The sequence below is a fragment of the Vibrio sp. FF145 genome, from assembly GCF_041439075.1.
Taxonomy (GTDB): Bacteria; Pseudomonadota; Gammaproteobacteria; order Enterobacterales; family Vibrionaceae; genus Vibrio; species Vibrio tasmaniensis_A.
The window spans coordinates 1-14,334 of the sequence record NZ_JBGONH010000012.1; the positions used below are offsets into that span (position 1 = coordinate 1).

The following is a 14,334-nucleotide window of genomic DNA, read 5'->3' on the forward strand; positions in this document are numbered from 1 at the left end:
CATATCACTTACTACCGTTTTTGTTTTAAGTTCCCGCTAATCCGCGATGAACCAAGAAAAAGCCCAATCTACGACAGATTGAGCTTTGGGGTGCATATTCTTGGTAAATACTATTCAGTGATTACTGGGACTTCTTCACTGTAAAGCGGTTCGCCCTGCATAATACTGATTTCAACACGACGGTTTAAGCTACGTTGCCATTCAGTATCGTTCGGCTCTACTGGCTCAGTATCAGCCATACCACGCACTCTTAAGCGTTGATGAGAGAAACCACGGACCTTTTCCATCTCTTGAGCCACAGACACCGCACGCTGCGATGATAAGTCCCAATTAGAACGGTAAAGCTCAGAATCAAGACGTTGATTATCAGTATGCCCAGAGATTCGGACAATGCCCGGAACATCTTTCACTAACTCGGCAACCTGTCTCACCAAAGGTCGGAACTTAGGCTGTAGGAAAGCGGATCCTGATGGGAATGCACCCTTCTCGCGAATTCGAATCACAATTTGCTGGCCAAGGTTTTCCACCTCAATCGCGCCTTGGTCGATCTCTCGCTCCAACGCCTTCTTGATGCTCTCCATCAAGGTTTCCATCTCTTGAGACTGTTCTTGAGCTTGCTGTTGCTGCTGATCTGATTCTGAATTTTGGTTGTTGTGCGCAGAAACCTCTGCTGATTTACCCCCCGTCATCTTGCCCTGATCACGCATCGTACCGCCAGCACGCTCAGATTCCCCTTCATGAAACTCTAGAGTTTGCTGAGTAATATCAATGGTTTGCTGCATGATTACATCAATAGGCGTCGGTTCTGGGCGACCAGGACGAAACTCCTGCGCAATAATGCTGGTACCTTTAGGAATGTCTTTCACTTCCAAGCGGTTTTGTACACCAAACGCGAATTTCATTGAGCCTGCGATCTGTTTAAATTTCAGTACGTCCATCTCCGAGAATGAGAGGAGCAGTACAAAGAAACACATCAACAATGACATCAAGTCAGCAAATGTTCCCATCCATTGTGGCAAACCCGGAGGGGGACATTTACATGGATTTTCTTCATCCATTTTTATTCCCCTTAAGCCATTTCACCATCAATCGTACGTTTACCTTCGTTAAGGTAACTCTTCAGGTAACCGTCAATAACTCGTGGGTTTTGACCATCTTGAATCGCGAGTACGCCATCCATCACCAAACGACGATTCAGTGTCTCTTGGTCACGACGTAGAGCAAGTTTGTCCGCGATAGGGAAGAACACCATGTTCGAAAGAATTGCACCATATAGAGTAGTTAAAAGTGCAACCGCCATCGCCGGCCCGATCGCTTTTGGATCATCCATGTTCGAAAGCATGGCAACCAAACCAACCAAGGTACCAATCATACCCATTGCGGGTGCAACATCACCAAAAGCTGTAAATACTTTAGCGCCCTGTTCGTGACGTTCTGTGGTTAACGCGATGTCTTTTTGCAGTGCTGCACGCACTACATCACCATCATGGCCATCAACCAATAGGTCGATACCCTTTTGCATGAAACTGTTGCTGATTTCCATCTCTTCAAGTGCTAAGAAACCGCCTTTACGCGCGGCATCCGCCATCTCTACGACTTTAGCAATAAGATCTTCTGGCTCATCGGCTTTAAACATAAATGCTTTACCGGCAATTTTTGCCGCACCAAAGAACTGTCCCATGGTGAATTTCATTAGAACAACAAACGTTGAACCACCAATCACGATCAAAACGGATGTCGTGTCATAGAACATCCCGAGGCTTCCACCTAGGATCATTGCCATAATTACGAAGGCAAATCCACCAATCAAACCTATTAGGGTTGCTAAATCCACTGAGCACTCCTCATGCTTTTTTACAGTTCTACGTCGACGATAATATTCTTATCGGCAAGACTATAAGATCTTTTAGTTAATTCTTCGTCTAAGTATCACACTTTTCGTTTTTGAATCACAACTATTGGCTTACTTTGGCCTTATCCAAAGCGTATAAACTCGATAAAGCCACGGTTAATCAATCAAAGTAAATTCAAGCGCCTTAAAAACGAACTTTCTAGCAAAAATTCTTGGTTACATTTGACCATCTCAGCGGCCTAGGGTAACGTTCGTTCATCTTTCCAAACGCAGATTTATTATGGCTACTAAGAAACCTGAAAATATGAGCTTTGAAGCGGCTATCGAAGAGCTTGATGGCTTGGTTGATCAACTAGAAAATGGTGATCTAGCTTTAGATGATGCGCTGAAAAAGTTCGAACGAGGCATCTCCCTCGCTCGTGCTGGTCAAAGTAAACTAAACGACGCTGAACAGCGTGTTAGCATCCTGCTGCAAAATGATGAAAATGCAGAACTGAGTGACTTTAACCCACAACCTGAATAACAAATTGTATGAGATCCCCTATGATCGAGACGTTATTGTCTTATCAAGCACGTAATAACGAGCAACTTAACCTTTGGCTTGATCGCCTGCCACACCAAAATCAGAATCTCATTAACGCGATGCGTTATGGGTTACTTTTAGGCGGCAAACGCGCACGTCCGTTTCTTGTCTACATTACAGGGGAAATGCTCGGTTGCACTGCGGAAGAACTCGACACTCCAGCTTCAGCAATCGAATGTATTCATGCCTATTCTCTGATTCACGACGACCTTCCAGCAATGGACGACGACGAATTGCGTCGTGGCCATCAGACTTGTCACATCAAATACGATGAAGCAACGGCAATTTTAACTGGCGATGCACTACAAACTCTCGCGTTTACTATACTTGCGGAAGGCACATTAAGTGCTGACGGGGAAAGCAATCGCGTTCGAATGATTCAACGCCTAGCAGAAGCGTCTGGTGCACAAGGTATGTGTATTGGACAAGCACTTGATATTGAAGCTGAAAACCGCTCTGTCACGCTAGAGGAGTTAGAAGAAGTTCACCGTAACAAGACTGGCGCTCTAATGAAGAGTGCGATTCGTTTAGGTGCTCTTGCTGCTGGCGAAAAAGCGTTTGAAGTGATGCCTCAATTAGATAAGTACGCCGATGCAATCGGGTTAGCCTTCCAAGTTCAGGATGATATTTTAGATATCATTAGCGATACCGAAACTTTGGGTAAACCACAGGGCTCTGATCAAGAATTGAACAAAAGCACCTACCCTTCTTTGTTAGGTTTAGAGGGCGCTCAAGAAAAAGCGCAAACTCTGCTACAGGAAGCGCTTCAAGCTTTGGCTGCAATCCCATACAATACCCAGTTACTCGAAGAGTTCGCCCGATACGTCATCGAGCGCAAGAACTAAGACAATAAGCGCGCATTACCTATGACTCTTGATATATCCAAGTACCCAACTCTTGCTTTGGCTGATAAGCCAGAGGATTTGCGTCTACTTCCAAAAGAGACGCTTACACAGCTTTGTGATGAATTACGCACCTATCTTCTAAACTCAGTGAGCCAGTCAAGTGGCCACTTAGCATCGGGCTTAGGTACGGTAGAGCTAACCGTTGCTCTGCACTACGTGTACAACACGCCTTTTGACCAGTTGGTTTGGGATGTTGGTCACCAAGCCTACCCGCACAAGATCCTTACAGGTCGTCGTGACCGCTTATCGACTATCCGTCAAAAAGATGGACTGCATCCATTCCCATGGCGGCAAGAGAGCGAATACGACACGCTTTCTGTTGGTCACTCTTCAACATCGATCAGCGCCGGACTTGGTATGGCGATCAGTGCGAAGAAAGAGGGCAAGAACCGTAAAGTCGTCAGTGTGATTGGTGATGGCGCGATTACCGCAGGTATGGCCTTCGAAGCGATGAACCACGCGGGTGATATTCACAATGACATGCTGGTTATCCTGAACGATAACGAGATGTCGATCTCTGAAAACGTCGGTGCGCTAAACAATCACCTAGCTCAAGTTCTTTCTGGCAGTCTTTACACGTCAATTCGTGAGGGCGGCAAGAAAGTGCTATCGGGCGTTCCGCCGATTAAAGAGCTCGTTCGTCGTACAGAAGAACATCTAAAAGGCATGGTTGTCCCTGGCACCATGTTTGAAGAGTTAGGCTTTAACTACATTGGTCCGGTTGACGGTCACGATGTGAATGAGCTGATTAAAACGCTGAAGAACATGAGAGACCTAAAAGGCCCTCAGTTCCTGCATATCATGACCAAGAAAGGCAAAGGCTACGAGCCAGCAGAGAAAGATCCAATAGGTTACCACGGCGTTCCGAAATTCGATCCCGCACACTCAAGTCTGCCTAAGAGCACCAGCTCGAAACCAACTTTCTCTAAGATTTTTGGCGACTTCCTGTGTGATATGGCTGCGCAAGATCCTAAGCTGATGGCAATTACGCCAGCAATGCGTGAAGGTTCTGGCATGGTGCGTTTCTCGAAAGAATACCCAGAACAGTACTTCGATGTAGCGATTGCTGAGCAGCACGCAGTGACACTAGCAACGGGTATGGCGATTGCGGGTGATAAGCCGATTGTGGCTATCTACTCGACGTTCTTACAACGTGGCTACGATCAACTGATCCACGATGTCGCTATCATGGATCTACCGGTTATGTTCGCTATTGACCGTGCAGGTCTTGTTGGCGCCGATGGTCAAACACACCAAGGTGCGTTCGACTTAAGCTTTATGCGCTGTATTCCAAACATGGTGATCATGGCACCAAGCGACGAAAACGAATGTCGCCAAATGCTATACACTGGCCACCAGCACACAGGTCCAAGTGCCGTTCGTTACCCTCGTGGTAATGGTATGGGTACAGAGATTCAAAGTGAGTTTACTGCGCTAGAGATTGGTAAAGGTCGTATCGTTCGCGAAAGCGAAAAAGCAAAGGATGGCTCGAAAGTCGCTATTCTTAGCTTTGGTACTTTCCTTGAGAGTGCACTTCAAACGGCTGACGCTATTGATGCGACAGTTGCTGATATGCGCTTTGTGAAGCCACTCGATGAAGCTCTGATCAAACAACTTGCTGCTGACCACGATGTATTGGTTACAATCGAAGAAAACACGATTGCAGGTGGTGCCGGCGCGGGTGTGATTGAATTCTTGATGAAAGAAAAGCTACTGATGCCAGTATTGAACCTTGGTCTACCAGACAAGTTTATTGCTCAAGGTACTCAAGGCGAGCTGCATGAAGAGCTTGGCTTAGATGCTAAAGGCATAGAGAAGTCTATCTCTGATTACCTTGCTAAATAGCTTCCACAAGCAAACGGCATAAGCAACAAAACAAAAAAGGTTGGCCCTAGGGTCAACCTTTTTAGTATCAATTAGTTAGTTTGGAGTATCGACTGCGAAACCTTAGCCCTTCAGTTAGCTCACACTAACCAACCTGCGAAATGAGCTACAGCATACAACGAAATAGCCGCCATAATACCCGCTACAATATCGTCAATCATGATACCTAAGCCGCCGTGAATTCGTGTATCTAACCAACCAATCGGCCATGGTTTCACCATGTCAAAGAAGCGGAAAAGCACAAAGCCAGTCAGCAGCCATTTCCAGTCATCGGCAGGGATATTCAATAAAGGCACTAGACCCATGGTGATCCAAAAGCCCGCAAACTCATCCCATACGATAGAACCGTGGTCATGCACACCCATATCATCAGACGTTACTTGGCAGATTTTGATACCAATAATACAGCTTACCACCACCACAGCTACGTAAGCAGGAAACGGTAACTGAACCAACAACAGGTACAACGGAATAGACGCGAGCGTGCCCATTGTGCCTGGAATAATCGGCGATAAGCCACTGCCAAAACCCGTAGCCAATAAGTGCCAAGGATTTTTAAGAGAAATAAGAGAAAGTGGATTTGTCATCAATTAACCTTAAAGTGATCGTAACCAGTTAAGTTCCAGCTTAGTGGTTCACCATTATTGTGTAATTCAAAATATTCTACAGGTCTTATCTGGCCAATGCAGGTGACTTTTGTACCTGTGTGCGACAAAGCACTTTCCAATGAACCTTTATTCTCTTCCGGCACGGTAAAGCAGAGTTCGTACTCTTCACCACTGGTCAACGCATACTGCTGTGCAGAAGCGGTATCAGAAGAGAATTGAAGTAATTCAGCAGAGATTGGTAACGCACTCACATCAATGCTTGCACCGACCTGAGAACGCTTAAGGATGTGTTTTAAATCGGCAATAACGCCATCAGAGATATCAATAGCCGATGAAGCTAGGTTCACGAGCGCCTGCCCCGCCAATACTCGTGGAGAGCTGATGTAGTGCCTCTCTTCTAGCTCAAGTGCATAAGGCTTAGCTTTGTTCTGTTCTGGGTCTAATATCACCTCTAGCCCAGCTTTGCTGTCACCTAAGTTACCCGTTACGTAAATCCAGTCCCCCACTTTCGCACCATCTCTGCGTAGTGCTCGGCCTTCTGGCACAAAGCCCTGTACAGTCAGCGTTAAACTCAGCGGCCCTTTGGTCGTGTCACCACCAATAAGTTGAATACCAAAATAGTCTGCAAGTTTGAAAAAAGAATCACAAAATGGGGCAAGCCACGCTTCATCGACTTCAGGCATGGTTAACGCAAACGAAACCCAAGCAGGCGTCGCGCCCATAGCCGCGAGATCGCTGATATTCGAAGCCAAGGCTTTGTGTGCTACCCATGCCGGATTCGCCTCTGTTAAGAAGTGAGTGCCCGCCACTAAGGTATCCGTACTGATCGCGATCTGAACATTACTTGGCGCTTTGACCAAAGCACAGTCATCGCCCGCTGCCAGATGTACGTCTTTACGTTGTGGTTGTCGATTTACAAAATATTTTTCAATCAGGTTAAATTCGCCAGACATCACATGCCCTATCTTTAGTCTTCATACAAATCACCGTAATTATTGATATTACAGAAATTTAGTTACAAAAAAGGCCAGCATGAAAGCTGACCTTTAGATTCAATATACGAACGTCTTATTTCTTACGAACGTGCGGTGCAGCTTTATCAAGCACACCGTTAACAAACTTATGGCTGTCTTCTGCTGCGAATACTTTCGCAAGCTCGATAGCTTCATTGATAACCACTTTGTATGGTACATCTTCGCGACGAGTCATCTCGTACATAGCTAAACGTAGAAGCGCTAGTTCCATCAAATCCAAATCTTGCATAGGGCGAGATACGAATGGACGAAGCTTGCTATCAAGTTCCATGTGGCTAAGAGCAACACCAGTTAGTAAGTCGCGGAAGTATGCAACGTCTGTTTCTGGCATAGCTAGAGCAGGTTCTGCGGCATGATGCTCTTCTTCATCATACTTACCACCAGATAAGAACTGTTCTTCAACGGTAGCAATATTTTCTTTAGTAATTTGCCAAGAATAAATTGCTTGTAGAGCAAATTGACGTGCGTTACGACGTGCGGCTGGTTTCACACTGGCCCCCATTAGGAATCGATTTCAGAAAGAACGTTGATCATCTCAAGTGCGCTAAGTGCGGCTTCTGCACCCTTATTACCAGCCTTGGTTCCTGCGCGTTCAATAGCTTGATCGATCGTATCAACAGTAAGAACACCAAACGCTACTGGAAGAGAAAATTCCAGAGACACTTGTGCCAAACCTTTATTACATTCACTACAAACATAGTCAAAGTGAGGTGTACCGCCACGGATTACTGTACCAAGAGATACAATCGCATCGAACTTACCCGTTTTTGCAACGCGTTGCGCTACAAGTGGAAGTTCTACTGCACCAGGGCAACGAACAACAGTGATGTTGTCTTCGCTTACTTGTCCATGACGCTTTAAAGTATCGATTGCACCAGAAAGTAAACTTTCGTTAATAAAACTGTTGAAACGAGCAATAACGATAGCAATTTTTGCATTTGGCGCTGGGAAGCCACCCTCGATCACTTTCATAAGCCTTCCTTTAACTATTTTCATCAAGTGAGAATCGCCGGATTCTAGCACAAAACTGTGAGCAATATCTAATGCTAATTTAGAAGAACAGACACCGGAGATGTAAAGATGATAACGCAGCACGGCTCTCAACCATATTGGAGCAGCAAGTAGCCAAACTTGTGTATTCGACACGTTTTGAATCGGGCTTGGCTACTTTGCTCTTTTATCGAAATTAACCTCTAAAAGAGCCACTGAAATCATCGGTAAATTATGTCGCTATAAACGGACAGACGTCATCTTACTCGCAAACGTATTCAACAACGTTAAGGCCAAAACCACCCAATGCGTGGTAACGCTTAGTGCTTGAAGACAACAAACGCATATCATGAACACCTAGGTCTTGTAGAATCTGAGAACCCACACCAACACGACGCGAGGTACCTTGCTTTTTAGCCATGGTTGGCTGCTCGTTCTTATCTTGAGCTTCGAATGTCTTCACTTTGTGAATCAAAGAATCAGACGACTCTTCGTTACCCAGAATAACCAACACACCGCCTTCATCGCCAATGCGCTTCATCGCTTTATCTAGTGACCAGCTGCGCTCTGTACCACGGTCTGAGTGAAGTAGATCGGTAAACGTGTCATGCAGGTGAACACGCACTAAAGGAGCGCCCACAGACAGGTCACCTTTTTGCATCGCGTAGTGGATCTGGTTATCAATCGTGTCACGGTAAGTCACAAGCTCAAAGTCACCAAACTCTGTTGGCAAATGACATTGTGCTACACGTTCAATCGTCGTTTCTGTGTTGTTGCGGTATTCAATCAAGTCAGCAATGGTGCCTAATTTGATATCGTGTTTTTCAGCGAAGACTTCAAGATCAGGGCGACGTGCCATGGTGCCGTCGTCATTTAGGATTTCAACGATAACCGAAGCTGGCTCACAGCCTGCTAGACGTGCTAAATCACAGCCTGCTTCTGTGTGGCCTGCGCGCGTTAGAACACCACCTTCTTGCGCTGTCAGTGGGAAAATATGACCAGGTTGAACAAGATCAGCCGCTTTCGCATCTTTCGCCACTGCCGCTTGAACTGTCACTGCACGGTCTGATGCAGAGATACCCGTCGTTACACCCTCAGCCGCTTCAATCGAAACCGTAAAGTTCGTGGTGTACTGTGCATTGTTGTCTTGAACCATAGGGGCTAGACCCATACGGCTTGAACGCTCTTTGGTTAGCGTCAGACAGATTAAGCCACGGCCATACATCGCCATGAAGTTAATCGCTTCTGGCGTCACATGTTCTGCTGCCATGATCAGATCGCCTTCATTTTCGCGATCTTCATCATCCATCAGGATAACCATTTTTCCTAGGCGAATGTCTTCAATAATTTCTTGAGGAGTACTAATTGGCATTGTTCTATATCCTTTGAAATGGTTCTGCTTCCTAGAACCGACACTATTTAAACCTGATGATATTGCTTCGCTTTACAAAGTCTCGCTTAACGCACTTTGTATCAACGGTTAGGCAAAACCATTCTGCTGTAAGAATTCCATCGTTAATCGAGATTCAGGCTCAGACTCTTGCTGCTGACCTTGCAGTAAACGCTCCATGTAACGCGCTAATACATCAACTTCTAGATTCACTTTACGACCGACATTGAATTGGTCGATGGTGGTTTCTGAAGAAGTGTGAGGAACGATAGTCAGCTTGAATGCGTTCTTGCGTAAATCGTTCACAGTCAGGCTGATACCATCGACCGTTACTGAACCTTTTTGAGCCACGTATTTTGAGATTTCTGCTGGCATTTCTACCCAGAACTCAATCGCACGACCAACTTGATTACGTTCAACAATCTCACCCACGCCATCAACGTGACCAGACACGATGTGTCCACCGAAACGCGTGGTTGGTAACATTGCTTTCTCAAGGTTTACCTTGTCGCCAGCTTGGTAATCGACAAAACCCGTTTTTTTCAGGGTCTCAAGCGAAAGGTCTGCACTGTAGCTGTGATCGTTATACTCAACAACCGTCAAACAAACACCATTGGTCGCGATACTGTCGCCTAACTTAACGTCAGCCATATCAAGATTACCAACATTAACCGTTACGGTGATGTCTTCTCCGCGGGGAGTGATTGCACTCAATGTACCTACGGCTTCTACAATTCCTGTAAACATTTTAAAACTCTTTTTGTTGTCAACGACATGTATTTGGTTAGCAGAACTATTTCCACTATGGTTTCGTTATTATTTGTTTCGCGATAATAGGTTTCGCGACGATGCGAATATCCACACCAACCTGTCGAACATCTTTAATTTCTAGGTCAATCACATCAGACATTGAAGTGAGTCCTAATGCGCCCATCAAACCTCGTCCGTCACTGCCCATTAGTTTAGGTGCTAAATAAAGGATTAGCTCATCCACTAGCTGCGCTTCAATCAAGCTTTTTGCCAAGGTAGCGCCCGCTTCGACCCAAATATGATCAATATGGTTCGCTGGCAATTGACGCATTAGATCGTGTAAATCGAGCTGACCTGCATCTGTGGTTTCGACTTCAATATCAGCAGAGGTTTCAGCGACTCTCAATACCGATGTTGGAGTTTGGAATAACTTGAGCTCAGGATACAGTTGATTTTGGCGATCAAGAATTACGCGAATTGGCTGACGCAACTCGTCTTCAACGTAATTTGTTTTGGTACTGCTTGGCAACTCTGCCCAACGAACATTCAGCGACGCGTTGTCTTCAATCACCGTTTGGCTGGTTGATAGCACCGCGCCTGATTTTGCTCGAAAGTTCTGAACATCACGACGTGCTTCTGGCGATGTGATCCATTGGCTTTGACCATTTTCCAATGCCGTTTGTCCATCAAGGCTAGCGGCCATCTTTAACTGAACAAATGGCATGCCCGTTTGCATACGCTTAATAAATGCAGGATTTAAATCGAGAGCATCTTGCTCTAACAAGCCGATTTCAACCTCAATACCCGCGTCGCGTAGCATCTTGATACCGCGGCCTGCGACTTTAGGGTTTGGGTCCTGCATGGCACAAATCACTTTTGAAACTTGAGCCTTAATCAAACCTTCAGCACAAGGTGGCGTTCGACCATAGTGCGAGCAAGGTTCTAGCGTGACATAAGCAGTCGCACCTTTTGCTTTGTCGCCCGCCATTCGCATAGCATGTACCTCAGCATGAGGCTCACCGGCTTTGGCATGAAAACCTTCGCCAACGATCTGACCGTCACTGTGTACGATGACACAGCCAACATTAGGGTTTGGTGCAGTGGTGTAAATGCCGCGTTTTGCTAACTGAATAGCACGCGACATCATTTGAAAATCTAGGGGAGTAAAGTTTGACATGATTGAGGAGTTAATCCTCTAATTTAGCGATTTCTTCGCCAAACTCTCGGATGTCTTCAAAGCTGCGGTAAACAGAGGCAAAACGGATGTACGCCACTTTATCCAATTCTTTCAATTGGCCCATCACAAGATTACCGATCATCTCGCTTGGTACTTCACGCTCACCAGTCGCACGGAGTTGTGACTTAATCGTGCTGATCGCAAGTTCAATCGCATCAGCACTCACTGGGCGTTTTTCTAGGGCGCGCTGCACACCACCGACCATTTTATCTTCATTAAATGGTTCGCGGTTTCCATTCGACTTTATGACTTTAGGCATCACAAGTTCTGCCGATTCGAAAGTCGTAAAACGTTCACTACATGCAAGGCATTGACGGCGACGACGAACCTGATGGCCATCGGCTACCAGTCTTGAATCGATTACTTTAGTGTCGTTCTCTGAACAAAAAGGACAATGCATATCACCTCCAAATAATTGAATATCAGTGTAACGGAATTGCCAAACGTTAGGAAAGAAAAAGGGCCAATTAAGGCCCTTTTGTGTGGTAATTCATTGATTATTGCTACTCGATCGCCATTTCAAAAATGAGCTGAGGAGTAAAATTAACGACCAGCGTTAACCGCGAACTAAATAGTTCGCTTTACCTACCCACTTGTAGCTTGTCAGCTCTTCTAAGCCCATTGGGCCGCGAGCATGTAGTTTCTGGGTAGATACTGCGACTTCAGCGCCTAAACCAAACTGTGCGCCATCTGTAAAACGTGTTGATGCATTCACATAGACTGCAGCTGAACCGACTGAATTAATAAAGCGCTCTGAGCTCTCTAGACTGTTAGTCATAATCGCATCTGAGTGACTCGCGTTGTGTACGCGCATGTGGTCAATCGCTTCTGCCACATCCGCAACTACTTTTACGCCTAGCGTGTAGCTTAGCCATTCAGTGTCAAAGTCACCTTCAACGGCATCACGTTGGTCTTCAAAACCAGTAAGCAATGATTTTGCACTAGCGTCAGCAACCAAGGTTACTTTGCCTGCTAAACGCTGTGTTAGCTTAGCAAGGAAAGCCTCAGCAACCGCTTCATGCACTAGCAGCGTATCCAATGAATTACATGCAGATGGACGTTGAACTTTCGAGTTTTCAACCACATCAACAGACTTCTCAAGATCAGCGCTCTCATCAACAAAGATATGGCTGATACCGAAACCACCGATGATCACTGGAATGGTGCTGTTTTCTTTACACATTTTGTGCAGACCAGCGCCACCACGAGGAATGATCATATCCACGTAGTCATCCAGTTTAAGCAGTTGAGAGACAAGTTCACGATCGGGTTTCTCGATGTACTGCACAGAAGCCGCAGGAAGTTCCGCTTTCTCTAATGCAGACTGGATTACTTTAACCAGCTCCATGTTTGAGAAGAATGTCTCTTTGCCGCCACGTAGGATGCTTGCGTTACCAGTTTTGAGACACAGTGCTGCAATATCGATAGTTACGTTTGGACGCGCTTCGTAGATAACACCAACCACACCAAGTGGTACGCGGCGGCGAGAGAGTGACATACCGTTTTCAAGTACCTTACTGTCAATTTCGCTGCCAACTGGGTCATTCAGGCTAATCACGTTACGCACATCGTTAGCGATACCGGTTAAGCGTTCTTCGTTCAGCAATAGACGATCAAGCAGTGCATCAGTCAGACCCGCTTCACGGCCAAGTTCGATATCTTTCGCGTTTGCTTCTAAAATCGTTGCTGCGTTTGCTTCTAGCTCATCAGCGATGATCGCCAATGCTTTATTCTTTTGCGCCGTAGATGCGGTCGCTAGGTGGAAAGCAGCGTCTTTTGCTGCGATACCCATGTTAGTTAAATCCACGTTTAACTCTCCCTAAATTCTGTCTGTCTTTGGATGTAAAAAGGCGGTTCGCCTTATCATCACGAGCTATTCTTGGATTACAACCATGTCGTCACGGTGAATGACTTCTGACCCGTAATCGTAGCCAAGAATGTCGCCAATATCTTTACTGTGCTTGCCTGCTATTTTTGCTAGGTCTTGGCTTGAGTAGCTAGCGATACCACGCGCCACTACCTTGCCTTTGCTGTCTGTGACTTGGGTAACTTCACCACGAGAGAATTCGCCTTTAACTCGAACGACCCCTTTTGCCAACAAGCTGCTGCCTTTGGTGTTAACTGCGTTTACTGCGCCGTCGTCGACCACAATGTCACCAGCTGAAGCAGGGCCCGCTAGAATCCAGCGTTTACGGTTTTCAAGCGCTTCCGCTAAAGGCAAGAAACGTGTGCCTTGTGGGTTGTCACTCAGTGAGTCAAACACCACATTTTCAGCACTGCCCGCTGCAATGATCACTTCAATACCCGCACGACGAGCAATATCAGCCGCCTGCAGTTTTGTCGCCATGCCGCCAGTACCTAACGTAGTACCACTGCCGCCTGCGATCTTGCGCAGTGTGTCATCAATAGTTTTCACTTCTTTGATGAGCTCAGCATTTGGGTCTTTACGAGGGTCAGCCGTAAACAGGCCTTTTTGGTCCGTTAATAGCAAAAGCTTATCAGCACCGCACAAAATCCCCACTAAGGCCGACAAGTTATCATTGTCGCCCACTTTAATTTCGTTGGTGGCTACTGCGTCGTTTTCGTTTACTACCGGAATAATGTCGTGCTCAACAAGCGCATTGATCGTGTCACGTGCATTAAGAAAACGCTCGCGATCATCGAGATCAGCACGAGTCAGTAGCATCTGGCCAATCCTAAGGCCATAGATAGCAAATAAAGACTCCCAAACTTGAATCAACTGACTTTGCCCAACTGCCGCAAGCAATTGTTTGCTTGCCATCGAGTTGGGAAGTGCGGGGTAACCAAGGTGCTCACGTCCGGCTGCAATTGCGCCAGACGAAACCATAACCACAGAGTGGCCTTGTTTTTTTAATTCAGCACATTGACGAACCAGCTCAACCATATGAGCGCGGTCTAATGCCAATGTTCCACCAGTTAAGACACTGGTACCCAGTTTAACAACGACAGTTTTACGCTGTGCTGTTGTCCCGCTTTGATGATTTGTTGTCATGAAGTCTTTTATGGATAAAACAAATAAGAGGTGATGTTTTAGCAATCAAAAGGGGAATTCACAAGCAGAAAAGGTGCGAAATCGCACC

The 14,334-nt window shown here is 46.0% G+C and carries 15 protein-coding genes; 3 read left to right on the forward strand and 12 right to left on the reverse strand.

Translation table 11 applies throughout. From position 1 onward, the window contains the following. Positions 1-110 precede the first annotated feature (110 nt). Positions 111-1,058 (reverse strand): flagellar motor protein MotB, encoded by a 948-nt coding sequence (locus ACED42_RS06395; RefSeq protein ID WP_009847463.1) that lies wholly within the window; start codon positions 1,056-1,058, stop codon positions 111-113. A gap of 11 nt (positions 1,059-1,069) precedes the next feature. After that, positions 1,070-1,834, reverse strand: a complete 765-nt coding sequence (gene pomA / locus ACED42_RS06400) for a flagellar motor protein PomA (RefSeq protein WP_009847464.1) — start codon at positions 1,832-1,834, stop codon at positions 1,070-1,072. 298 nt (positions 1,835-2,132) lie between these two features. Here pomA and xseB point away from each other — a divergent pair, with 298 nt between their 5' ends. Genes xseB through dxs form a run of 3 tightly spaced genes read left to right on the forward strand, consistent with a single transcriptional unit; the run spans position 2,133 to position 5,185 of the window. After that, on the forward strand, positions 2,133-2,375 hold the full coding sequence (gene xseB, locus ACED42_RS06405; RefSeq protein ID WP_004734405.1) for an exodeoxyribonuclease VII small subunit: 243 nt from the start codon (positions 2,133-2,135) through the stop codon (positions 2,373-2,375). Between the two features lie 20 nt (positions 2,376-2,395). Beyond that, the gene (ispA, locus tag ACED42_RS06410; protein WP_009847465.1) at positions 2,396-3,280 is read left to right on the forward strand and encodes a (2E,6E)-farnesyl diphosphate synthase; all 885 of its coding nucleotides are present in this window, start codon (positions 2,396-2,398) and stop codon (positions 3,278-3,280) included. 21 nt (positions 3,281-3,301) lie between these two features. Then, positions 3,302-5,185: a 1-deoxy-D-xylulose-5-phosphate synthase gene (gene dxs / locus ACED42_RS06415; RefSeq protein ID WP_371701886.1), complete on the forward strand. Its 1,884-nt coding sequence runs from the start codon at positions 3,302-3,304 to the stop codon at positions 5,183-5,185. Positions 5,186-5,304: 119 nt separating this feature from the next. Here dxs and pgpA read toward each other — a convergent pair whose 3' ends face one another. The 10 genes from pgpA to proB form a co-directional block, all read right to left on the reverse strand. After that, on the reverse strand, positions 5,305-5,811 hold the full coding sequence (pgpA, locus tag ACED42_RS06420) for a phosphatidylglycerophosphatase A (protein WP_371701888.1): 507 nt from the start codon (positions 5,809-5,811) through the stop codon (positions 5,305-5,307). After that, positions 5,811-6,785: a thiamine-phosphate kinase gene (gene thiL, locus ACED42_RS06425; protein ID WP_371701889.1), complete on the reverse strand. Its 975-nt coding sequence runs from the start codon at positions 6,783-6,785 to the stop codon at positions 5,811-5,813. Before thiL ends, pgpA begins: the two co-directional genes overlap by 1 nt. Positions 6,786-6,900: 115 nt before the next feature. Beyond that, positions 6,901-7,368, reverse strand: a complete 468-nt coding sequence (gene nusB, locus ACED42_RS06430) for a transcription antitermination factor NusB (RefSeq protein ID WP_004734399.1) — start codon at positions 7,366-7,368, stop codon at positions 6,901-6,903. Further along, a complete protein-coding gene (gene ribE, locus ACED42_RS06435) occupies positions 7,368-7,838 on the reverse strand; it encodes a 6,7-dimethyl-8-ribityllumazine synthase (RefSeq protein WP_004734398.1) in 471 nt (156 codons plus the stop codon). Before ribE ends, nusB begins: the two co-directional genes overlap by 1 nt. 280 nt (positions 7,839-8,118) lie before the next feature. Further along, positions 8,119-9,228, reverse strand: a complete 1,110-nt coding sequence (gene ribBA, locus ACED42_RS06440; RefSeq protein WP_017099517.1) for a bifunctional 3,4-dihydroxy-2-butanone-4-phosphate synthase/GTP cyclohydrolase II — start codon at positions 9,226-9,228, stop codon at positions 8,119-8,121. A gap of 108 nt (positions 9,229-9,336) precedes the next feature. Next, positions 9,337-9,993, reverse strand: coding sequence for a riboflavin synthase (locus ACED42_RS06445; protein ID WP_004734396.1), 657 nt, complete (start codon positions 9,991-9,993; stop codon positions 9,337-9,339). A 55-nt stretch (positions 9,994-10,048) separates the two neighbouring features. After that, entirely contained in the window at positions 10,049-11,173 is a 1,125-nt protein-coding gene (gene ribD / locus ACED42_RS06450) for a bifunctional diaminohydroxyphosphoribosylaminopyrimidine deaminase/5-amino-6-(5-phosphoribosylamino)uracil reductase RibD (RefSeq protein ID WP_371701891.1), read from the reverse strand. A gap of 10 nt (positions 11,174-11,183) precedes the next feature. After that, complete coding sequence (gene nrdR, locus ACED42_RS06455) at positions 11,184-11,633, reverse strand: transcriptional regulator NrdR (protein WP_004734394.1); 450 nt, start codon at positions 11,631-11,633, stop codon at positions 11,184-11,186. Between the two features lie 156 nt (positions 11,634-11,789). Then, on the reverse strand, positions 11,790-13,040 hold the full coding sequence (locus ACED42_RS06460) for a glutamate-5-semialdehyde dehydrogenase (RefSeq protein WP_135444172.1): 1,251 nt from the start codon (positions 13,038-13,040) through the stop codon (positions 11,790-11,792). A gap of 66 nt (positions 13,041-13,106) precedes the next feature. Further along, complete coding sequence (proB, locus tag ACED42_RS06465) at positions 13,107-14,291, reverse strand: glutamate 5-kinase (protein WP_371701893.1); 1,185 nt, start codon at positions 14,289-14,291, stop codon at positions 13,107-13,109. Positions 14,292-14,334: the final 43 nt, after the last annotated feature.

Coding starts and splice junctions, on each gene's coding strand:
- ribE (WP_004734398.1), bottom strand. CDS start 7,838: ATGAAAGTGATCGAGGGTGGCTTCCCAGCGCCAAATGCAAAAATTGCT.
- ACED42_RS06395 (WP_009847463.1), bottom strand. CDS start 1,058: ATGGATGAAGAAAATCCATGTAAATGTCCCCCTCCGGGTTTGCCACAA.
- ispA (WP_009847465.1), top strand. CDS start 2,396: ATGATCGAGACGTTATTGTCTTATCAAGCACGTAATAACGAGCAACTT.
- ACED42_RS06445 (WP_004734396.1), bottom strand. CDS start 9,993: ATGTTTACAGGAATTGTAGAAGCCGTAGGTACATTGAGTGCAATCACT.
- dxs (WP_371701886.1), top strand. CDS start 3,302: ATGACTCTTGATATATCCAAGTACCCAACTCTTGCTTTGGCTGATAAG.
- nrdR (WP_004734394.1), bottom strand. CDS start 11,633: ATGCATTGTCCTTTTTGTTCAGAGAACGACACTAAAGTAATCGATTCA.
- thiL (WP_371701889.1), bottom strand. CDS start 6,785: ATGTCTGGCGAATTTAACCTGATTGAAAAATATTTTGTAAATCGACAA.
- xseB (WP_004734405.1), top strand. CDS start 2,133: ATGGCTACTAAGAAACCTGAAAATATGAGCTTTGAAGCGGCTATCGAA.
- ribBA (WP_017099517.1), bottom strand. CDS start 9,228: ATGCCAATTAGTACTCCTCAAGAAATTATTGAAGACATTCGCCTAGGA.
- pgpA (WP_371701888.1), bottom strand. CDS start 5,811: ATGACAAATCCACTTTCTCTTATTTCTCTTAAAAATCCTTGGCACTTA.
- nusB (WP_004734399.1), bottom strand. CDS start 7,368: ATGGGGGCCAGTGTGAAACCAGCCGCACGTCGTAACGCACGTCAATTT.
- ribD (WP_371701891.1), bottom strand. CDS start 11,173: ATGTCAAACTTTACTCCCCTAGATTTTCAAATGATGTCGCGTGCTATT.